Origin of the sequence: Cellulosimicrobium funkei (genome assembly GCF_001019615.1) — a bacterium.
GTDB classification, from domain to species: domain Bacteria; phylum Actinomycetota; class Actinomycetes; order Actinomycetales; family Cellulomonadaceae; genus Cellulosimicrobium; species Cellulosimicrobium cellulans_E.
This window is the reverse complement of record NZ_JNBQ01000023.1, coordinates 39,748-58,653: the sequence shown is the minus strand read 5'-3', so window position 1 is coordinate 58,653 and position 18,906 is coordinate 39,748. Positions and strand designations below refer to the sequence as shown.

At 74.7% G+C, this 18,906-nt stretch carries 20 protein-coding genes and 1 pseudogene; 10 read left to right on the top strand and 11 right to left on the bottom strand.

What is annotated here, in order from left to right:
• A pseudogene (locus tag FB00_RS22130) lies at positions 1 to 153 on the bottom strand (respiratory nitrate reductase subunit beta); the annotation flags it as partial.
• 94 nt (positions 154 to 247) lie between these two features.
• Positions 248 to 4,204 carry a nitrate reductase subunit alpha gene (locus FB00_RS14720; protein WP_047233673.1) on the bottom strand — a complete coding sequence of 1,319 codons (3,957 nt, stop codon included), beginning with the start codon at positions 4,202 to 4,204 and terminating at the stop codon, positions 248 to 250.
• A gap of 236 nt (positions 4,205 to 4,440) precedes the next feature.
• Here FB00_RS14720 and FB00_RS14715 point away from each other — a divergent pair, with 236 nt between their 5' ends.
• Positions 4,441 to 4,950 carry a MogA/MoaB family molybdenum cofactor biosynthesis protein gene (locus FB00_RS14715; RefSeq protein ID WP_047233672.1) on the top strand — a complete coding sequence of 170 codons (510 nt, stop codon included), beginning with the start codon at positions 4,441 to 4,443 and terminating at the stop codon, positions 4,948 to 4,950.
• Positions 4,951 to 4,957: 7 nt separating this feature from the next.
• On the opposite strand, the gene FB00_RS14710 is transcribed toward FB00_RS14715, so the two are convergent.
• The 4 genes from FB00_RS14710 to moaC are packed head-to-tail and all read right to left on the bottom strand — an operon-like array spanning position 4,958 to position 6,632.
• On the bottom strand, positions 4,958 to 5,194 hold the full coding sequence (locus FB00_RS14710) for a MoaD/ThiS family protein (RefSeq protein WP_047233671.1): 237 nt from the start codon (positions 5,192 to 5,194) through the stop codon (positions 4,958 to 4,960).
• A gap of 3 nt (positions 5,195 to 5,197) precedes the next feature.
• On the bottom strand, positions 5,198 to 5,491 hold the full coding sequence (locus tag FB00_RS14705; protein ID WP_047233670.1) for a DUF6457 domain-containing protein: 294 nt from the start codon (positions 5,489 to 5,491) through the stop codon (positions 5,198 to 5,200).
• The gene (gene mobA / locus FB00_RS14700) at positions 5,488 to 6,153 is read right to left on the bottom strand and encodes a molybdenum cofactor guanylyltransferase (protein ID WP_231581871.1); all 666 of its coding nucleotides are present in this window, start codon (positions 6,151 to 6,153) and stop codon (positions 5,488 to 5,490) included. The genes FB00_RS14705 and mobA overlap by 4 nt, the downstream gene beginning before the upstream one ends.
• Entirely contained in the window at positions 6,150 to 6,632 is a 483-nt protein-coding gene (gene moaC, locus FB00_RS14695; protein WP_047233669.1) for a cyclic pyranopterin monophosphate synthase MoaC, read from the bottom strand. The genes mobA and moaC overlap by 4 nt, the downstream gene beginning before the upstream one ends.
• Before the next feature lie 89 nt (positions 6,633 to 6,721).
• Here moaC and FB00_RS14690 point away from each other — a divergent pair, with 89 nt between their 5' ends.
• Positions 6,722 to 7,393, top strand: coding sequence for an AIM24 family protein (locus tag FB00_RS14690; RefSeq protein WP_047233668.1), 672 nt, complete (start codon positions 6,722 to 6,724; stop codon positions 7,391 to 7,393).
• A gap of 9 nt (positions 7,394 to 7,402) precedes the next feature.
• Here FB00_RS14690 and glp read toward each other — a convergent pair whose 3' ends face one another.
• The gene (gene glp, locus FB00_RS14685) at positions 7,403 to 8,734 is read right to left on the bottom strand and encodes a gephyrin-like molybdotransferase Glp (RefSeq protein WP_047233667.1); all 1,332 of its coding nucleotides are present in this window, start codon (positions 8,732 to 8,734) and stop codon (positions 7,403 to 7,405) included.
• Positions 8,735 to 8,839: 105 nt separating this feature from the next.
• On the opposite strand from glp, the gene FB00_RS14680 reads away from it, so the two are divergent.
• The 3 genes from FB00_RS14680 (at position 8,840) to FB00_RS14670 (ending at position 11,635) form a co-directional block, all read left to right on the top strand.
• Positions 8,840 to 9,592 (top strand): PAS and ANTAR domain-containing protein, encoded by a 753-nt coding sequence (locus FB00_RS14680; protein WP_052877703.1) that lies wholly within the window; start codon positions 8,840 to 8,842, stop codon positions 9,590 to 9,592.
• 39 nt (positions 9,593 to 9,631) lie between these two features.
• Complete coding sequence (locus FB00_RS14675; RefSeq protein ID WP_047233666.1) at positions 9,632 to 10,492, top strand: SDR family oxidoreductase; 861 nt, start codon at positions 9,632 to 9,634, stop codon at positions 10,490 to 10,492.
• Positions 10,493 to 10,819: 327 nt separating this feature from the next.
• Complete coding sequence (locus FB00_RS14670) at positions 10,820 to 11,635, top strand: GAF and ANTAR domain-containing protein (RefSeq protein WP_231581870.1); 816 nt, start codon at positions 10,820 to 10,822, stop codon at positions 11,633 to 11,635.
• A 39-nt stretch (positions 11,636 to 11,674) separates the two neighbouring features.
• On the opposite strand, the gene FB00_RS14665 is transcribed toward FB00_RS14670, so the two are convergent.
• Positions 11,675 to 12,415 carry a PAS and ANTAR domain-containing protein gene (locus FB00_RS14665; protein WP_052877702.1) on the bottom strand — a complete coding sequence of 247 codons (741 nt, stop codon included), beginning with the start codon at positions 12,413 to 12,415 and terminating at the stop codon, positions 11,675 to 11,677.
• 92 nt (positions 12,416 to 12,507) lie between these two features.
• On the opposite strand from FB00_RS14665, the gene FB00_RS14660 reads away from it, so the two are divergent.
• Positions 12,508 to 12,999: a DUF6328 family protein gene (locus tag FB00_RS14660; RefSeq protein WP_047233665.1), complete on the top strand. Its 492-nt coding sequence runs from the start codon at positions 12,508 to 12,510 to the stop codon at positions 12,997 to 12,999.
• 92 nt (positions 13,000 to 13,091) lie between these two features.
• Here the strand turns inward: FB00_RS14660 and FB00_RS14655 are convergent, their stop codons facing one another.
• Positions 13,092 to 14,336: an MFS transporter gene (locus tag FB00_RS14655; RefSeq protein ID WP_047233664.1), complete on the bottom strand. Its 1,245-nt coding sequence runs from the start codon at positions 14,334 to 14,336 to the stop codon at positions 13,092 to 13,094.
• A 116-nt stretch (positions 14,337 to 14,452) separates the two neighbouring features.
• Between FB00_RS14655 and FB00_RS14650 the strand changes: the two genes are divergently transcribed.
• The 4 genes from FB00_RS14650 to FB00_RS14635 are packed head-to-tail and all read left to right on the top strand — an operon-like array spanning position 14,453 to position 17,150.
• Entirely contained in the window at positions 14,453 to 15,157 is a 705-nt protein-coding gene (locus FB00_RS14650) for a DUF1361 domain-containing protein (RefSeq protein ID WP_047233663.1), read from the top strand.
• A gap of 33 nt (positions 15,158 to 15,190) precedes the next feature.
• Positions 15,191 to 15,889, top strand: a complete 699-nt coding sequence (locus FB00_RS22125) for a hypothetical protein (protein ID WP_156186423.1) — start codon at positions 15,191 to 15,193, stop codon at positions 15,887 to 15,889.
• Complete coding sequence (locus FB00_RS22120; protein ID WP_156186422.1) at positions 15,886 to 16,560, top strand: hypothetical protein; 675 nt, start codon at positions 15,886 to 15,888, stop codon at positions 16,558 to 16,560. Before FB00_RS22125 ends, FB00_RS22120 begins: the two co-directional genes overlap by 4 nt.
• 38 nt (positions 16,561 to 16,598) lie before the next feature.
• Complete coding sequence (locus FB00_RS14635) at positions 16,599 to 17,150, top strand: hypothetical protein (protein ID WP_047233660.1); 552 nt, start codon at positions 16,599 to 16,601, stop codon at positions 17,148 to 17,150.
• Here the strand turns inward: FB00_RS14635 and FB00_RS14630 are convergent.
• Both FB00_RS14630 and FB00_RS14625 read right to left on the bottom strand, forming a co-directional pair.
• Entirely contained in the window at positions 17,117 to 18,496 is a 1,380-nt protein-coding gene (locus tag FB00_RS14630) for a hypothetical protein (RefSeq protein ID WP_156186420.1), read from the bottom strand. The genes FB00_RS14635 and FB00_RS14630 overlap by 34 nt on opposite strands.
• Positions 18,497 to 18,587: 91 nt before the next feature.
• The gene (locus FB00_RS14625; RefSeq protein ID WP_052877701.1) at positions 18,588 to 18,866 is read right to left on the bottom strand and encodes a DUF4235 domain-containing protein; all 279 of its coding nucleotides are present in this window, start codon (positions 18,864 to 18,866) and stop codon (positions 18,588 to 18,590) included.
• Positions 18,867 to 18,906 lie beyond the last annotated feature (40 nt).

Genomic DNA, 18,906 nt, shown 5'->3' with positions numbered 1-18,906 from the left:
CCCGAGTCCGGGGCGGGTCTCGACGTTGTTGAACCACACGTACTCGACCCCGGTGCGGTTGGTCCAGGCCTGCTTGCACGTGACCGAGCACGTGTGACACCCGATGCACTTGTCCAGGTTCATCACCATCGACATCTGCGCCATCACCCGCACGACGCCACCCCCTCCCGCGCCGACGACGCCCTGCCCGCGACCGGTCCCCGCGCTGTTCCGCGCCTGGTCACGCGTGTCACGAGTGTCACGAGTGTCACGAGTACCGCACCTCCTGGCTACGTCGGCGGATGACGGTCATCTCGTCGCGCTGGTTCCCCGTGGGCCCCAGGTAGTTGAACGCGTAGGAGAGCTGGGCGTACCCGCCCGCGAGGTGCGTCGGCTTGAGGAGGATGCGCGTGAGCGAGTTGTGGATGCCGCCGCGCAGCCCGGACGTCTCGGCGAGCGGGACGTCGATCGTGCGGTCCGTCGCGTGGTGCATGTAGACGGTCCCCTCCGGCATCCGGTGGCTCACCACCGCCCTCGCCACGACCACGCCGTTGCGGTTGTACGCCTCGATCCACTCGTTGTCCGCGACCCCGATCTTGGCGGCGTCGGCGGGCGACATCCAGACGTTCGGACCGCCTCGCGAGAGGGACAGCATGAAGAGGTTGTCCTGGTACTCCGAGTGGATCGACCACTTGTTGTGCGGGGTCAGGTACCGCACCGCGACCTCGGCGTGGCCGCCGGAGGCGGGGTAGCCCGACGGCGACGTGTCGCCCACGACCGGCGAGTCGCCGAACAGGCGGTGCATGTCCAGCGGGGGTCGGAAGATCGGCATGTGCTCGCCGAGCTCGATCATCCAGTCGTGGTCGAGGTAGAGGTGCTGGCGACCCGTGAGCGTGTGCCACGGCTTGAGCCGCTCGACGTTGACGACGAACGCCGAGTACCGGCGGCCCCCGTGCTCGGAGCCGGACCACTCGGGAGACGTGATGACCGGCGTCGGGCGCGACTGCACGTCCGGGAACGTCACGCGCTTGCCCTGCTCGTCGAGCGCGAGGTCCGCGAGCCGGGTGCCCGTGCGCTGCTCGACGTGCTCGAACCCCTGCACCGCGAGCCGCCCGTTCGTCGTCCCCGAGAGCGCGAGGATCATCTCGCACGCGTGCGTGTCCCGGTCCAGGCGCGGGCGCCCGGCCGCAGGACCGTCCTGGACGAGGCCGTTGCGACGTCCGAGGTCGGCGACCTCGGGCGCGGGCGAGAAGTGCACGCCCTTGGTGACCATGCCCGCCGTCTCGGTGAGCGGCCCCAGCGACGCCATGCGCGCGGCGAACGCCGGGTAGTCGCGCTCGACGACCACGAGCTTCGGCATCGTCACGCCCGGCACGAGCTCGCGCTCCGTCACCGGGAGCCCCGAGTCGGGGAGCGCGCCGTGCGGGACGGCCATCTCGTCCGGGGTGTCGTGCGCGAGCGGCGCGGCGACGAGGTCCTCGCGGACCCCGAGGTGGGTCGTCGCGAGCTCGGACACCTTGCCCGCGAGCGTGTGGAAGATGTCGAAGTCCGTGCGCGTCTGCCACGGCGGGTTGATCGCCGGGTTGAACGAGTGCACGAACGGGTGCATGTCCGTGGACGACAGGTCGTGCTTCTCGTACCAGGTCGCCGCCGGCAGCACGACGTCGGAGAACAGCGTCGTCGACGTCATGCGGAAGTCGAGCGTGACGAGCAGGTCGAGCTTGCCCTGCGGCGCCTCGTCCCGCCACGTCATCGACCGCGGGCGACGCTCGGGGCTCGACTCCGCCGCGTTGACCGCCGCGTCCGTCCCGAGCAGGTGCTTGAGGAAGTACTCGTTGCCCTTGCCCGACGACCCGAGGATGTTCGCGCGCCACACCGTCACGACCCGGGGGAAGTTCGCCGGGTCGTCCGGGTCCTCGCACGCGAACCGCAGGTTCCCGGCCTTGAGCTCGTCGACCACGTGCTGCGCGGGCTCCTTGCCCGCCGCGCGGGCCTCGTCCACGAGGTCGAGCGGGTTGCGGTCGAACGTCGGGTAGCTCGGCATCCAGCCGCGCTGCGCCGACTCGACGAGCGTGTCCGCCGTGGTGCGACCCGAGAACTGCCCCTGCGCGAGCGGCGACGCGAGCGCGTCCGCGGGCAGGCCGTCGTAGCGCCACTGGTCCGTCGCGAGGTACCAGAACGCGGTGCCGATCATCTGCCGCGGCGGTCGCGACCAGTCCAGGCCGCCCGCGTACTGCGCCCACCCGGTCACCGGGCGGCACTTCTCCTGCCCCACGTAGTGCGCCCACCCGCCGCCGTTCACGCCCTGGCAGCCGGTGAGCGTCGTCAGGGCGAGCATCGCGCGGTAGATCGTGTCGGAGTGGAACCAGTGGTTGGTGCCCGCTCCCATGATGATCATCGAGCGCCCGCCCGAGTCCAGCGCGTTCTGCGCGAACTCGCGCCCGATCCGCTCGGCCGCCGCGGCGGGCACCCCGGTGAAGCGCTCCTGCCACGCGGGCGTCGCGGGCGTCGCGTCGTCGTCGTAGCCCGCGGGCCACTCGCCGGGCAGCCCCAGCTCCGGGCGGTTCACGCCGTACTGCGCGAGCAGCAGGTCCAGCACCGTCGTGACGAGCCGCCCGCCGACCCGGCGGGCCGGGACCCCACGCACGACGACGCCGGCGCCGCCCAGGTGCGCGGCGGCCTCGTCGCCAGGCGCCGGGTCGAGGTCGAACCGCGGCAGCGCGACAGCGACCGTCTCGTAGGTGAGATCTGCCGAGGTAGAGCCCTGGTGGCGCGAGGTAGAGCCCCGGTCCGCCGAGGTAGAGCCTTGGTTCGGCGAGGTAGAGGCCGGGTCGGACGACGGGCGCTCGGGGACGGTGTCGCGGGTGGGTGCGGCCTGCGGGGCGCCCCAGAAGACGCCGTGGGGGTCGGCGACGGAGAGCAGCGGGTCGATGTCGCCGAGATCGAGGTTCCACCGGCCGGCGTCGGCCTCGCCGTAGCGGTGGCCGAGGCTGCCGTTCGGGACGCGCGGGGTGCCGTCGGCGTCGAGCACGACCGTCTTGAAGCGGGCGTTCGAGGAGGAGGCGTCGTCGTCGCCGGGGCGACCGACGCCGTCGGGCAGGTCCGCCGCGGTGAGGAACTTCCCGGGCACGTAGCCCGACCCCGACCCCGAGCCGTCGCCGTGCTCGTCGAGGACCACGAGGTTCGGGAGGTCGGTGAACCGCGCCGCGTACTCCGCGAACTGCGGGGTGCGGCGCTGCGCGTAGTGCTCGGTGAGGATGACGTGGCCCATGGCCTGGGCGAGGGCGCCGTCGGTGCCGGGGTGCGGGGCGAGCCACTCGTCGGCGAACTTGGTGTTGTCCGCGTAGTCGGGGGACACCACGACGACCTTCTGCCCGCGGTAGCGGGCCTCGGTCATGAAGTGGGCGTCGGGGGTGCGGGTGACCGGGACGTTGGAGCCCCACATGATGCAGTAGGTGGAGTTCCACCAGTCGGCGGACTCGGGGACGTCGGTCTGGTCGCCGAACACCTGGGGGGAGGCGACGGGCAGGTCGGCGTACCAGTCGTAGAAGGACAGCATCGTGCCGCCGAGCATCTGGACGAACCGGGCGCCGACACCGTGGGAGACCATCGACATCGCCGGGATCGGGGAGAAGCCGGCGACGCGGTCGGGGCCGTAGGTCTTGATGGTGTGCACGTGGGCGGCGGCGACGATCTCGGCGGCCTCGTCCCAGGTCGCGCGCACGAGCCCGCCCTTGCCGCGCGCGGACTTGTAGGCGCGGGCCGCGTCGGGGTCGGAGGTGAGCATCTCCCAGGCGAGCACCGGGTCGCCCCCGACCGTGCTCTTCGCGCGCCGGTACAGGTCGAGCAGGGTGCCGCGGACGTAGGGGTAGCGCACGCGGGTGGGGGAGTAGGTGTACCAGGAGAACGCGGCGCCGCGGGGGCAGCCGCGGGGTTCGTACTCGGGGGAGTCGGGGCCGACGGAGGGGTAGTCGGTCTGCTGGGTCTCCCAGGTGATGATGCCGTCCTTGACGTAGACCTTCCAGGAGCAGGACCCGGTGCAGTTCACGCCGTGGGTGGAGCGCACGACCTTGTCGTGGGACCAGCGGTCGCGGTAGAACACGTCGCCCTGGCGCCCGCCGGTCAGGAACACCTGCCGCAGGTCGTCCGACACCCGCCCGCGCTTGAGGTGCTTCCCCAGCCTGAGCAGCGCGTCCTCGACGGGCCCGTCGGACGTCGTCGTCATGCCGCGCTCCCGTCGCCTGCCCCGGCGAGGGAACCCACCGGACGCGCCCGAGAGGGCACGCGCACCGGCGACGCTGACGGCACGGACACGTACGACATACGAGCCTCCTGGGGCGAGCAGGGACGGCGGGGGTCGGTCCACAGCCACTATGCCCAGAACGGGTGGATCGCGCGCGCCGAGCGCACCCCGTCGGGAGACCGGGCAGCGCGGCGCGCGCAGGTCGTTACCGTGGCGCCATGAGCGCACCCACCGGACGGCCCGCAGGCGCGACCGTCGCCGTCGTCACCGTGTCCGACCGCTGCTCGCGCGGCGAGGCCGAGGACCGCTCCGGGCCGCTGCTCGCGGGGCTCCTCCGTGCCGCGGGCTGGGCCGTCGTCACGGACCTCGTGCCCGACGGCGTCGCCTCCGTGCGCGACGCCGTCGCCCGGGCCGCGGCCGGGGGAGCGCGCGTCGTGCTCACGACCGGAGGGACCGGCGTCGGCCCGCGCGACCTCACGCCCGAGGGGACGCGCGAAGTCCTGGTGCAGGACGTGCCGGGCATCGCGGAGGAGCTGCGCCGGCGCGGCGCCGTCAACGTGCCGGCGGCCGTCCTCTCGCGCGGCCTGGCGGGGATCGCGTCAGGGCCGGAGGGCCGGGTGCTCGTCGTGAACCTGCCCGGGTCGACGGGCGGCGTGCGCGACGGCTGGGCCGTCCTCGAGCCGCTCCTGCCGCACGTGCTCGCCCAGCTCGACGGCGGCGACCACTGACGGTGGTTCAGCCGCCGGCGAAGGGAGGCAGCACGTCGACGGTCTCGTCGGCGCCGACCGGGGTGTCGTCGGCGGACGCGCGCACGCCGCCGACGAGGAGCGAGCAGCGGGGGAGCACGTCCGCCAGGGCGGCGTGCCGGGCGACGAGCGCCGCGTGCAGCTCGCCGACCGTGACCGCGTCGACGGTCTCGGTCTCGGTGCCGGCGGCGTCGCGCGCCCCGGCGAAGTACCGGACGGTCGCCATCCGTCAGTCCTGCGTCTCGGCCGGCGCCGCGGTGCCGGGCAGCTCGGGCTCCGGTGTCCACGCCAGCGCGAGCTCGGCGGCGCGGTCGAGGACGTCCTGCACGGTGCGGCCCGAGCCGTCGTGCGCGGCCAGCCCGGCGACGTAGCCCGCGACGAACGTCGTGAGCGGCGCGGCGGGACGCTCGATACCGTGCGCGGCGTCGCGCGCGAGGTCGAGGATCGCGCCGATGTCCACCACCTGCGGGTCGAGGTCGAGGTCGCTCGCCAGCGCGTCGACCCAGCGCTCGAGGTTCGTCATCGGGGCCTCCTGCGGTCCGTCGGGGTGTCGTCGGGCGCCGGTACCGCACCCGCGCCCAGGCGGCGGTCCTGCTCGCGGGCATCTTCCCACGTGTCCACGTCGTCGGTGGCGCCGTCCTCGTCGGGGACCGCGAGCGCGGGCAGGTCGGCGAGCAGGCGGCGCACCGACGCGCCGTGCACCGTGGGGAGCGCCGCGAGCGCGTCGGCGAGCGCCGCCCGCTCGTACAGCCCCACGAGCCACTGGTCGCGCCCGCCGCGCACCGCGTGCACCGCCACCTCGTCCGCCCGGTGGCGCGCCGCGGCGAGCAGAGCGGGCACCGCCTCCGCGGCCCGGGGGACGTCGCACGCGAGGACGAGCACCCAGGGCGCGCCGCCGTCGTCGGTCCCGGGGAGCGCGCTCAGCCCGGTCGCGATGCCCGCGACGGGCCCGCCGAACGGCGGGTCCTCGCGCGTCAGGGTGTAGCGGGCGGGGTCGGCGAGCTCCTCCGGCCCGACGACGACCGTCCGCCCCGCGCCGGCGGTCGCCGCGAGCGCGTGCTCCAGCAGCGACCGACCCCCGACGACGACGCCCGGCTTGGGCGTCCCCAGCCGCTCCGCCCGGCCCCCGGCCAGCACGACCGCGTCGAACGGGAACGCCGGGTCGGCGGGTCGCGGCTCCGTCACGGCTCGCGGTGCCAGTCGCCGGACTTGCCGCCGGTCTTGGCGACGAGGCGGACGTCCGTGAGCTCGACGGACTTGTCGAGCCCCTTGACCATGTCGACGACCGCGAGCCCCGCGACGGCGACGGCGGTGAGCGCCTCCATCTCGACGCCCGTGCGGTCGGCGGTGCGCACGGTCGCGGTGACGTCGACGCCGTGGTCGCCCACGACGAGGTCGACGACGGCGCCGTGCACCCCGATGACGTGGGCGAGCGGCAGCAGCTCCGCCGTGCGCTTGGCGCCCGCGATGCCCGCGATCCGCGCGACGGCGAGCACGTCGCCCTTGGGGACCGTGCCGTCGCGCAGCGCGGCGACGATCTCCGGGGAGCACCGCACGACCCCGGTCGCCGTCGCGGAACGGACGGTGGGCTGCTTGGCGGTGACGTCGACCATGCGCGCGTGGCCGCGCTCGTCCAGGTGCGTGAAGTCGTGCGTGGGGCTCATGGCGCCACTCTCGCACGCGCGACCCGCCGCGCGGACGGGCCGGAGGACCCGCGCGTGCGCCCGGGTCCGCGAGCCGCGAGGATCGGTCCATGCGCAGCTCACTCCTCGACCATGCCGAGCGCTCCGTCGAGCCCGGCTCCTTCCAGCTCCAGAACGACCGCATGCTCAAGGTGGACCTCCGCGGCACGGGCGGGTTCTTCTTCGCCAAGCAGGGGTCGATGGTCGCCTACCAGGGCGACGTCGACTTCGCGTACGAGGGCAGCGGCGGCCTCGGCAAGATGTTCAAGAAGGCGTTCACGGGCGAGGGCATGTCCCTCATGAAGGTGTCCGGCAGCGGCGACGTCTTCCTCGCCCAGGAGGCGGACCAGGTGTTCGTGCTGCACCTGGAGGACGAGGGCGTGACCGTCAACGGCGCGAACGTGCTCGCGTTCGAGAGCTCGTTGACCTGGGACATCAACCGCGTCGAGGGCGCCTCGATGCTCAGCGGCGGGCTGTTCAACACGACGTTCACCGGGACCGGCGCGCTCGCCGTGACGGCGTTCGGCACGCCCGTCGTGCTCGACGTCGACGTCCCGACGTACGTCGACATGCAGGCCGCCGTGCTGTGGTCGACGTCCCTGCAGTCCTCGATCCGCAAGACGGCGAAGCTCGCCGCGGCGATCGGGCGCGGGTCGGGCGAGGCGTACCAGCTCGCGCTCTCCGGGCAGGGGATCGTCGTCGTGCAGGCCTCGGAGGGCCACCCGCCGCCCGCGCAGAAGTGACCCCGGCGGTCAGTCCAGGAGCAGGACCCGGACGGCGTCGCCCGGCTCGACGGCCGTGACGTCGGCGCCGACGACGGCGAGCGCGTCGGCGTGCGCGAGCGCGCTCACGCGGTGCGAGCCGGAGCCCCGTGCCCCCGCGGGGTCGGACCCCGGGCCGCGGTGCCGGCCCGCGGGGACGACCTGACCACCGCCGGGCGCGGTGTGCCGCACGAGCACGAGCTGCTCGCGCCCCGACGGCGACGACCAGCCCTCCCCGGCGACGCGCCCAACGAGCGTCCGGCCCGTGCCGGGGACGCCTCGGAGGCGGTCGAGGACGGGCCGGACGAACAGCTCGAACGACACGAAGGCGCTCACGGGGTTGCCGGGAAGCGCGAGCCAGGGGACGCCGCGCCACCGCGCGATCCCCTGCGGCTTGCCGGGCTGCATGCCGACCGCCACGAGCCGCGCGTCGTCGACCGCGCCCTCCCACGCCGTCCCGGCGCGCGTCGCGGGGTCGAGGACCTCGCGCACGACGTCGAACGCGCCCGCGCTCACCCCGCCCGTGGAGACGAGGAGGTCCGGCGGGGCACCGTCGAACGCGGCCAGCAGGTCGTCGAGGGCCGCGACGAGCGCGGGGGCGGTGTCGCCGACCGCGCCCCGCCGCACCACGCGCGCCCCCGCCGCGCGGGCCGACGCGGCGAGCAGGACGGAGTTGGAGTCGGGGATCCGGCCCGGACCCGGAGCGGTCCCCGGCGCCACGAGCTCGCTGCCGGTGGAGAGCACGGCCACGCGTGGCGCGCGGTGCACGCGCACGGTCGCGTGCCCCGCGGACGCGGCGACGGACACGTGGCGCGCGGTGAGCACGACCCCCGCCTCGACGACGACGTCCCCGCGGCGCACGTCCTCGCCGCGCGCCCGCACGTTGCTGCGCGTCGCGTCGTGGATCTCGACCGTGGCCGGGCCGCTCCCGGCCGCGCCGGGCGTGAAGCGCCCGGTGGACGTGCGCTCGACGGGCACGACGACGTCGCCGCCGCGGGGCACGGGGGCCCCGGTCATGATCCGGACCGCCTCGCCGGGGCCGAGAGGGGCGTCGAGCTCCGGCGCCCCCGCCGCCACGTCGCCGACCACGCGCAGCACGACGGGCGAACCGGTCGCGACCCCGGCCACGTCCGCCGACCGCACCGCGTACCCGTCCATCGCGGAGGCGTCGAACGCGGGCGCGTCGAGCGTCGAGACGACGTCCGCGGCGAGGACCGCCCCGACCGCGTCCTCGAGCGGGAGGTCCGCCGTCGGCGTCGGGCGGACGAGCGCGAGCGCGTCGTCGGCGTGCTGGGCGATCGTCCGGCGCGGCTCGCGGGTCATGTCCGCACCGTAGCGGAGCCCGGGTGCCGACTCCCGGGGAGTGGGCTAGGTTGGAGGGCGGAGTCATGAAGCGGCCCGAAGCCCCCCGAAACTTGGGAGGACACCATGGCCTCGATCTCCGTGACCACCAGCCACAGCCCTGAGCAGACCACGCCCGTGCGGCCCGCAGCCCTCGCCGAGGTGCTCGCCGTGGGCACGCACCTCCTCGTGGGGCAGTACCGCGTCGAGCTCGGCTCCGGGACCTGGTGGTGGTCGGACGAGGTGTACACGATGCACGGCTGGACGCCGGGGGACGTCGAACCGAGCCTGGACGCCCTGCGCTCGCGCAAGCACCCCGACGACCGCGCCCGCGTCGTCCGCGCCGCGACGGAGGCGATCCGGTCCGGCCGTCCCTTCTCGTGCGCGCACCGCATCGTCGACGGGCACGGCAAGGCCCGGTCCGTCGTCGTGACGGGGCAGGGGCGTCGGGACGCCCGGGGCCGCGTCGTCGAGATCGCTGGGTACGTCGTCGACGTCAGCCCGACCCACAAGGAAGCGCTCGAGCGCGAGTCGCAGCGCGCCGTGACGCGTGCGTTCGTCAGCCAGGCCGCCGTCGAGCAGGTCAAGGGCGTCCTCATGGCCGTGCACGGCGTCGACGACGTCGCGGCGAGCCAGCTCCTCGCCGAGGCCGCCAGCGAGGCCGGCGTCCCGGTCCAGGAGACCGCCGCGCAGGTCATGCGGGCGCTGAGCAAGGCCGGCGGGGTGGGCCCGACGGCGGAGGCGACGCTCGCCGGGGCGTTCGCCGCCGTGCGCCCGGTCGCCCGGCCGCGCGCGCACGACGCGCAGCTCGCGCGACGTCGTGAGCCGGCGCGCTCCTGACGCCCCGGTGACCGCACGTCGACAGGACGGAGGGACGAGATGACGGACGAGAAGGCCTTCCCGGCCCAGCAGCAGGAGCCCCCGGGCCTGACCGGTCCCATGGAGCCGGCGCCCGACCACGGCGAGGAGTCGTACCGCGGCAGCGGGCGGCTCGAGGGGCGTCGCGCCCTCGTGACGGGCGGCGACTCGGGCATCGGGCGCGCGGTGGCCATCGCGTTCGCGCGGGAGGGCGCCGACGTCGCGATCGGCTACCTGCCGGAGGAGCAGGAGGACGCCGAGGAGACGGCACGCTGGGTGCGCGAGGCGGGCCGCACGTGCGCCCTCCTGCCCGGCGACCTGACCGAGGAGGCGACGGCGCGTGCCCTGCCCGGGCGTGCCGTCGCGGAGCTCGGCGGCCTCGACGTGCTCGTCAACAACGCCGGGTTCCAGATGGCGCGGCGCGAGTCGATCGAGGACGTCACGACGGACGAGATCGACCGCGTCCTCAAGACGAACCTCTACGCGCTGCTCTGGGTCACGCAGTCGGCGCTCGAGCACCTGGGGGAGGGGTCGGCGATCGTCAACAACTCGTCGATCCAGGCTTTCCAGCCGTCGACGTCCCTGCTCGACTACGCGTCGACCAAGGCCGCGATCAACAACCTCACGGTCAACCTCGCGGCCGAGCTCGGGCCGCGGGGCATCCGGGTCAACGCCGTCGCGCCGGGTCCCATCTGGACCCCGCTCCAGCCGGCGACCCAGCCCGAGGAGAAGATCGAGAAGTTCGGGCAGGACACCCCGCTCGGGCGGGCGGGGCAGCCGGGCGAGGTCGCCCCGGCGTTCGTCTTCCTCGCCTCCCCGACGGACGCGAGCTACGTCTCCGGCACCGTGCTCGGGGTGACGGGAGGCAAGCCCGTGTTCTAGGGCTGGGAAGAGGAAGAGACCTCCCCGTGCGGGCCGCGGACGGATCGGCCGAGGGCCGCGACCCGCCCGGGAGGGTCGGAGGGCGGGCGTGCGCGCCCGCCCGGGGGCGGGTCCGCCGCGAGAGCGACGGTGCCCGTGGGACCCAGCCGCCACGCCCTGTGCGGGCGAGACGGCCACCGCCCCCGACCCGCCCGGGCACCACGCCCGGGCGGGGCCTCCGGCGCGACCGGTGAGGCGAGCGCGACGCAGTGCGGGGCCCGTCTCGCCGGGTACCGGCTGCCGCGCGAGCGATCTACGCTGGGGCCGGGGAACCGTGAGGAGGCCGAGATGACGAGCATCGAGCAGAGCGTCGAGCAGGGGACCGTCGGCATGCCGGCGGGCCCGGGTGCCACCGTCCCGACACCGCAGGCCGAGACCGTCGCCGGGGTGCCGGACGTCGTGGGCGGCACCGAGGAGCAGGGCGTCGCCGCGCTCGTCGCCGACGCCGCCCGGGCGCTCGCCGACGAGCCGACCCTCCAGCAGACCCTCGACCGCGTCGTCGAGCTCGCCGTGTCGATGGTGGACGGGTGCGAGTCCGCGGGAGTCTCGCTCGTCACGCGCGGACGTATCGAGAGCCCGGCCGTCTCCGACCCGCTCGTCGCGCGCGGCGACGAGCTCCAGTACGAGCTCCGCGAGGGGCCGTGCCTGGACGCGGTGCACGACCACGCGCTCGTCGAGTCGGGCGACATCGAGTCCGACGCACGCTGGCCGCTGTGGGCGCCCGCCGTCGCGCGCGAGCTCGGCGTCCGGTCGATGCTGTGCGTGCAGCTCTACACGTCGGAGAACGCGCACGGCGCGCTCAACATGTACTCGACGGCGCCCGACGCGTTCGGGGTCGACGACCATCACCTCGCGTCGACGTTCGCCGCCGTCGCGGCGGCCGCGATCTCGGCCGCGCGGACCGAGGAGCAGCTCCAGTCCGCCGTCCAGACCCGCACCCTCATCGGGCAGGCGCAGGGGATCGTCATGGAGCGCTACTCGCTCACGCCCGGGCGCGCGTTCGCGGTGCTGAGCCGGGTGTCCCAGGACGCGAACATCAAGCTCGTCGACATCGCGCGCCAGGTCGTGGAGACGCGGCGCATCCCCGGGGTCGGGGCGGACTGACGCGCGAGGGCGCTCCGCCGAGCCCGACGACCGGGCGGATCAGTCGAGCGTGCCCCGCGGCTCCTCGTCGCCCGCGCCGTCCGCACCCTCGAGGAGCCGGTCGATGCGACGGCGGGCGGCGTCGTCGACCAGCCCGACGCCCGTGATCGACCCGTCGACGACGCCCGCGACCAGCCGGCGCGCGAGCTCTCGCACGGGCACGTTGACGTCGTTCGACCGACGGCGCAGCAGCTCGAACGCGTCGTCCGGCCCCATCGCGAACGCGGTCATGAGGACGCCCTTCGCCTGCTCGATCACCGAGCGGGACGCGTCGGCCGCGCGGATCGACGCCGTCGCCTCGCGGCGCGCCGCCTCCTCGTGCGCGGTCGTCAGGTCCACGAAGTACCCCACGACCGCCCCCGAGGCCCCGCCGTCGAGGCGGCGGCCCTGCGCGGCCACGGCGAGCGTGCGAGTCCGGCCCGTCGCGTCCACGATGCGGTGCATGGACCCGAACGGCTCCCCGGTGCGCGCCGCCTGCGCGAGCTCGCTCGCGACGCGCTCGCGGTCCTCGGGGTGCTTGTGGGACAGGACGAGGGCCGTCGTCGGGACGACCTCGCCGGGCGCGAAGCCGTGCATCTCGTACACCTCGTCCGACCACCACCACGTGTCCGTGGCGACGTCGACGCGGAATCGGCCGACCGGCTGGGGGTCACCCGGGCCGAGCGCGGCGAGGAGGTCGGCGAGAGCCGGAGGCACGACGCCGTCGGGTTCCGCGACGTCGGAGGGCAGGGCAGCGTCCATCGATGGGGGTCCCCGGAGATCGATCAGGACGGAGCCGATTCCTGACCCCAGCAGAAGGAAGATTATCCCAGGGGCGGCGAGAGGGAGGACTCATGACCACGCAGGTCAGCGACGGACGTGACGAGTCGGCGGACGAACGGTCGGACCGCAACTGGGCCGAGCTGCTCCAGGAGCTGCGCGTCATGCAGATGGGCGTGCAGATCCTCACGGGGTTCCTGCTCACGCTGCCGTTCCAGCAGCGCTTCGGTGACCTCGACACGTTCCAGACCGGCGTCTACCTCACCCTCGTGGCGCTCGCCGTGCTGTCCACCGGCCTGTTCGTCACGCCCGTGAGCCTGCACCGCGCGCTGTTCCGCAAGCACCGCAAGACGGCGCTCGTCACGATGAGCGACCGCATCGCCCGGGTCGGCGTGCTCGTCCTCGCGTTCGTCGTCACCGGGACGGTCCTGCTCGTGGTCGACGTCGTCGTGAACCGCACCGCGGCGCTGTGGTCGAGCGGCTGCGCCCTCGTCCTGCTCGTCGGTCTCTGGTTCCTCCTCCCGCGCCTCGTCGCCCGGGGTCCGGCCTCTCCTGCCTCCCCGTGACCTCGCGAGCGAGAGCCCTCGTGACGCGAGGTGGACCCGGTCCCGTGAGGCAGACCGGGTCTTCTTCGGCACCGGCGGTTCTGTCCGGGGGATCAGGTCGAGGTGGCGGCGCGGGCCTGGACGCCGCGGCGGACGGGCCCGAGGGTGAACAGCAGGGTGAGGAGCGCGGTGAGCGCGAGGAGCGCGAAGCCGAGGCCGTAGGTGCCCTCGAGCTGGTAGACGACGCCCATGAGCAGCGGCGGGATGAAGCCGCCGAGGCCGCCGGCCGCCCCGACGAGGCCGGTGACGGCGCCGACCTTCTCGACCGGCGCGACCTTCGAGACGAGCGCGAACGTGGCGCCCGACGACGCGCCGAGCGCGGCCGCGAGGCCGAGGAACGCGACGGTGCCGACCGGCACGAGCGACGGCTGGAACGCGACGACCGCGGCGAGCGCCGTCACGACGGCGAAGCACACGACGGAGACGGGCACACCGCCGAACCGGTCGGACAGCGCCCCGCCCACGGGCCGCATCAGGACGGCGAGCACGACGAACCCGGCGGTGCGGGCGGCGGCGTCGGAGGCGGTGAGGTCGTACGCGTTGACGAGGAACGTGGGCAGGTAGACGGAGAACGCGACGAAGCCGCCGAACCCGACGGCGTAGAGCCACGAGAGCTGGAGGGTGGCGGGCAGGCGGAACGTCGCCCACGTGCGCGACCAGAACCCGCCGGCGGGTGCGGCCGCGCGGCCCGGCGGGACGCGCAGCAGGAGCCACGACACGACGGCGAACACGGCGAGGACGGCGGCGACGAGGAGGAACGGCGCGGCGTCGCCCCACGCGTCGCGGATGCGCACGGTGGTGAACGCGGAGATCGCCGTGCCGCCCATCCCCATGCCGAAGATCCCGACGGCGGTGCCGCGGCGGGCGGGCGGGTACCAGGCGTTGACGAACGGGACGCCGACAGCGAAGGCCGTCCCGCCGAGGCCGAGGAAGAACCCGCCGACGAGCAGCGCGACGAAGCTGTCCGCGACGAGCCCGACGAAGAGGACCGGAAGGATGGTCAGCGCGCTGACGAGCGGGAACATGACGCGCGCGCCGTAGCGGTCGGTGAGCGCGCCCACGGGGATGCGCCCGAGGGACCCGACCACGACCGGCACGGCGACGAGGACGGAGACCTGCACGTCCGTGAGGTCGTAGAGCTGCCCGTACGCCGCGCCCAGCGGGCTGATGAGCGCCCACGCCCAGAAGTTCACGGCGAACCCGATCGTCGCGAGGACGAGCATGAGGGTCGGGGAGGTGGACGGGGACGTCGTCGTCGGGGTGGGACCGACGGTCCCGCTCGCGTCCTGCTGCGCCATGGCGACTCCTGGTGGGAGGTGCCCGTCGCCGGGCACGGGAGGTCGTTGCGTCGAGCGACTCCACGCTAACGACGCTCGTCGCGCCCCGCGCGGCGAACCCCCCGTACCGTGGGGGCGTGCTCGACTGGCTCTTCGGGGGCGTGGCCCTGCTCAACGTGTACGCGCTCGCCCTCGTGGTGCTGCGCGCCCCGCTGTACCGCACGCGCCTGTACCGGCCGATGCTGCTCAACATCGGGCTGTCGATCGCCCCGGTCCTGGTGCTGGGCCTGGTCGTCCTCGTGGACGCCGTGCTCATCGCGGGCGGCGCGCCGCCGTGGGTGATCCTCACCGTCGCGGTCGCCGGGTTCCTCGTCTGGCTCCTCCTGCTGCCCAACGCCGGGTACCTCGTCACCGAGCTCAACTACAGCCACCGGCAGGAGGGGGAGGACGTCCCGCTCTGGTACGACATCGTCGCGGTCCTCACGCTCGCGATGTCGGGCGTCATGAACACGGTGGTCAACGTGTTCCTCGCGCAGGCGCTGTTCGTCCTCGTGCTGTACCCGAACGACGACGACCCGTTCCACCGGCCGGCGTCGTGGGTCGCGGTGCTCGTCGTCCTGGCCCTGGTGTCGGTGGGCATCTACCTGGGCCGGTACGTGCGCTTCAACAGCTGGGACCTGGCCCACCCGGTGGAGTTCGTGCGCAAGCTCGTGCGGCACTTCCGCGCCCGCGGCGCCGTCCGGGACGCCCTGCTGTTCGTCCTGCTGCACACGTTGTTCTTCGCGTTCATGTACGCGATCGTCATGGGGCCGGTCACGACCCTCCTCGTCCGCGGGGCCTGACGGCGGCGTCGCCCGCCCCGTAGGATGCGCGCCGTGACGTCGACCGCGCCGAGGGCTGCCCGCAGCGTCCCGCTGCTCCGCGCGGTCGTCGGGACGTGGCCGCGCCGCATCGCCCTGGCGGTCGTGCTCGGCCTCGTCGCCGGGACGGCGGCGGCCGGCGGGTTCGCGCAGCACGTCGCCGCCGACGCGGGGCCCGCCCACGCCGCCGCGGGGGAGCCCGTCCCGACGGGACCGTTCGACCTGAAGGTGCGGTCGTGGTCCGTGACGGACGCCGTGCAGGTCTCCGCGCTCGAGGACTCCGGCGCCGACGCCTGGCTGGTCGTGGTCGTGGGCGCGCTCGACACCGACCGGGAGCCGCGCCGCCTGGACCGCACCGCGGTGACGCTCCCGGACGAGCTGCCGGGCGGCCTGGCGCTGGCGGGCGACGCGGAGCCGGACCGTCCGGACCCGACGCTGCTCGTGCGCGACGCCTCGGTCTACCCCGTGCTGCAGCCGGGCCTGGCGGAGGACGTCGCGCTGCTGTGGCCGGTGACGGTTCCGGAGGCCGGCGCCACGTCCGCCGCCCCGGACGCGCGGCTCACCGTCACCCTCCCGGCGTTCCGCTACCGCGACATGACGGTCGGCGGCGGGCGCCGCTGGGCCGAGACGGGTGCCGTGGTGCTCGTGGACGCCCCGCCCGGGGACGTCCCGCCGGAGATCGTGGACCCGCCCGAGGACGAGGAGGCGTGGTGACCGAGCCCACCGTGGAGACGACGACCACCACCGCGACCGCCGGCGAGCCTGTCCCGGAGACCGGCGGGCCCGCCGCGGCCGCGCGCCCGCGTCGAGCGGACGTCGTCGTGACCGTCGTCCTGCTCGTCCTCGCCGTGGGCGTCGGGGCCGCCGTGGCGCGCGTCGACGCGTGGTGGCCCACGCTCACGGCGACGACGTCGCGCGGCGACGTGGGCGACGTCGTCACCGCCGGACCGCTGCGGGTGCGCGTCGACGACGTGCGCACCGGCGCGGTGCTCGAGGACGGTTTCGACACCCTGACGACCGACGGCGTCTGGGTCGCCGTCGACCTCGCGGTGTCCGGCACGACGACGGAGGCGGGCATCGAGGCGCTCGAGCTGCGCGACGCCGAGGGACGCGACCACGCGGCGTCGCACCGCGTGAGCAGCTCGATGACGAGCACGTTCGTGGACCCGGACGTCCCCGAGGCCGGGACGGTCGTCGTCGAGGTGCCGGCACGCGCGCTCGAGGGCGACGTCGTGCTGCGTGTCCTCACGGAGCACGACGACGCGGACATCGACCGTCCGCAGGCGGTCGCCGAGATCGACCTCGGCCGGCTCGAGCTGCCCGCGGCGGACGCGGTCGTCGAGGTGTTGCCGCCCGCGCTCGTTCCTGGGGGGTGGGGCGGATGAGCGCGAGGTCGGGCGGGAGGTCGGGCGGGGCATCGAGCGTGGGATGGTGGCGCGCGAACCGCTGGTGGCTCGTCGTGCTGGCGGGAGCGCTCGCGGCGCTCGGCACGCTCACCTGGCGTTCCGACGCGGTGCAGGGGTGGTGGGCGTCGGAGCCGCACCGCGCGCACACGGCGGACGCCGAGAGCTGGGCGCAGGTCGGCGACGTCCGGGCGCGTCTCGCCGGGCTCGAGGAGGTCGACTGGCTGGACGACGGGTACGGGGACCGCATCGAGGCCCCGGAGGGCTACACGCTCTGGGCCGTCGACGTGTCGCTGCGATCCGATGCGCCCGCCGCCCCGGCGAGCGAGGAGGAGACGTACTCGTCGTGCGAGGTCGTGCTGCTCGACGCCGCCGGGCGCGAGTTCACGGCGGGGGCGTCGGCGCTGCCGGGCATGCCGTTCCCCGAGGCGCCGGTGTGCACGGGCGCCGTCTCGAGCCGCAGCACGCAGTACTTCCTCACGCCCGACGGCGCCGTGCCCGCCGAGGTGCGTCTCGTCGAGCCGGAGCTCCTCCCCGCCTACTGGTCGCTGCCTGTCCCCGACGTGGCCTGACGGCGCCGGGTGCGCAGCGCCGACGGCAGGCCGAGGCTCGCGAGGAGCGCGTCCGCGGCGGCGGCGAGGAGCACGGTCGTGAGCACCTGCACGACCACCGTCGCGACGATCTCGAGCGGGCCGACCAGCGCGCGCCAGGCGACGATCCCGGGCTGGCCGACGATGGCCTGGGCTGCCGTGTAGACGACCTGCTCGCCGAGCGTCAGGAGGGCGAAAGCGACGCAGAAGAGCAGCACGGCGCTCCAGCGGCTGCGCCACAGCATGCCGAGGGCGCCCACGAGGCCGCCGAACCGTCGGCCGGGGTCCAGCATGAGCTCCCACGCCTTGCGCGCGCCGCTCTCGCCGAGCGTCCGGTTGAACCGGTCGACGACGCGCGTCGCACGGCCCGCGGGCTCGGCGCCGCCCGGCGTCGCGTGCGCCGGGTCGACGACGTCGATCGCCTCGACGCCGTAGACGATGGTGCCGAGGGTGAGCCAGGCGAGCGGCACGACGAGGCCGGTGACGACGCCGGCGAGGAGGAGGGACGTCGTCGGGCCCAGGGCGTCGACGAGCGGCTTGAGCACGTCGACGCGCGCGACGACGCCGTCCCACCACGTGGTGGTCTCGACGACGACCACGCGCGACGTCCACCACTCGCGCACCCGCCCGACGACGGCGGTGACGGTGAACGCGCCGACGACGATCCACACGACCTCGCAGTACCCCGCCGCGATGCGGACGGCGGCGGAGCGCGCGCTGCGCCGCGTGTCCCCGCCTGCCGCGGAGACGCCGCGGTCGACGCGCTTGGCGAGGCGCTCGAGCAGCGTCCGGGCGAGCAGCGCGCCCGCGACGACGAGCACGACGGTGAGCCCGAAGCCCTCGGGGATCGGGCTCGCCGTCTCGATCCCGGAACCGGCCGCGAACGCGTGGTCGAGCGCCGCGGAGTCGATGTAGGACTGCCAGTCGGACGACAGGCCGCCGTAGAACTCGTAGATGACGAGGTAGGGGACCAGGACCGACGCGATCGAGCCGAGCAGCGCCCGGACCTCGAGCCGGTCGCGCTCGGTGCGCGGCTCGCGGCGCAGGACGTGCAGCATGACCACGATGCCGACGACGGTCGCGAGCGGCGAGAAGCACAGCACGAGCAGGCCGAGCACCCCGGACGACGGCGCGACGGCGAGCGCGGCCCGCAGCGCGAGCTCGTGGACGACCTCGGCGAGGACGGCGATCGCGACGAGCGCGGGCCAGTGCCGGGCCAGCAGGCGGCCCGCGTCGGCGAGGACGCGCACGCCCGAGCGCAGGACCGGGTCCTGGGGGACCGTCGTCGCGCTCTCTGGGCTCTCAGGGGTCGCCGGTGGGGCCGTCACGCGCGCCAGGGTACCGGTGCGCTCCCGAACCCGGGGTCGTTCCCCCCTCGTCGTGACGATCGTGAGGAACGACCCGGGCTCGAGCGGTGGGCTACGACGCGCGCGACGCGAGGCGGGAGACGAACCGCTTGGCCTCCTTGCCGGCGAACCGGCGCGCGAGGACGCCGACGCCGGCGGCGACGGCGGCGAACGTGACGGCGGAGACGATGCCGACCTCGTCGTCGTCGAGGTCCTTCGGGGCGTCGTGGCCGGTGACCTTCGCCCAGACGAACGTGACGAGCTTCTGCGCGGCCCAGCCCGCGGCGAAGGTGAGGGCGACGGTCCCGACCTTCAGGGCCAGGGTCTGCTCGGTCTCGTTCGTGTCGGCCACGAGGGTCCTCCGTGAGTCGGGGCGCCGGTCGGCGCGGGCG

What these genes read in the sequence shown, in the direction of transcription:
- FB00_RS14720 (WP_047233673.1), bottom strand. Translation starts at nt 4,204, where the DNA reads ATGACGACGACGTCCGACGGGCCCGTCGAGGACGCGCTGCTCAGGCTG.
- FB00_RS14715 (WP_047233672.1), top strand. Translation starts at nt 4,441, where the DNA reads ATGAGCGCACCCACCGGACGGCCCGCAGGCGCGACCGTCGCCGTCGTC.
- FB00_RS14710 (WP_047233671.1), bottom strand. Translation starts at nt 5,194, where the DNA reads ATGGCGACCGTCCGGTACTTCGCCGGGGCGCGCGACGCCGCCGGCACC.
- FB00_RS14705 (WP_047233670.1), bottom strand. Translation starts at nt 5,491, where the DNA reads ATGACGAACCTCGAGCGCTGGGTCGACGCGCTGGCGAGCGACCTCGAC.
- moaC (WP_047233669.1), bottom strand. Translation starts at nt 6,632, where the DNA reads ATGAGCCCCACGCACGACTTCACGCACCTGGACGAGCGCGGCCACGCG.
- FB00_RS14690 (WP_047233668.1), top strand. Translation starts at nt 6,722, where the DNA reads ATGCGCAGCTCACTCCTCGACCATGCCGAGCGCTCCGTCGAGCCCGGC.
- glp (WP_047233667.1), bottom strand. Translation starts at nt 8,734, where the DNA reads ATGACCCGCGAGCCGCGCCGGACGATCGCCCAGCACGCCGACGACGCG.
- FB00_RS14680 (WP_052877703.1), top strand. Translation starts at nt 8,840, where the DNA reads ATGGCCTCGATCTCCGTGACCACCAGCCACAGCCCTGAGCAGACCACG.
- FB00_RS14675 (WP_047233666.1), top strand. Translation starts at nt 9,632, where the DNA reads ATGACGGACGAGAAGGCCTTCCCGGCCCAGCAGCAGGAGCCCCCGGGC.
- FB00_RS14670 (WP_231581870.1), top strand. Translation starts at nt 10,820, where the DNA reads ATGACGAGCATCGAGCAGAGCGTCGAGCAGGGGACCGTCGGCATGCCG.
- FB00_RS14665 (WP_052877702.1), bottom strand. Translation starts at nt 12,415, where the DNA reads ATGGACGCTGCCCTGCCCTCCGACGTCGCGGAACCCGACGGCGTCGTG.
- FB00_RS14660 (WP_047233665.1), top strand. Translation starts at nt 12,508, where the DNA reads ATGACCACGCAGGTCAGCGACGGACGTGACGAGTCGGCGGACGAACGG.
- FB00_RS14655 (WP_047233664.1), bottom strand. Translation starts at nt 14,336, where the DNA reads ATGGCGCAGCAGGACGCGAGCGGGACCGTCGGTCCCACCCCGACGACG.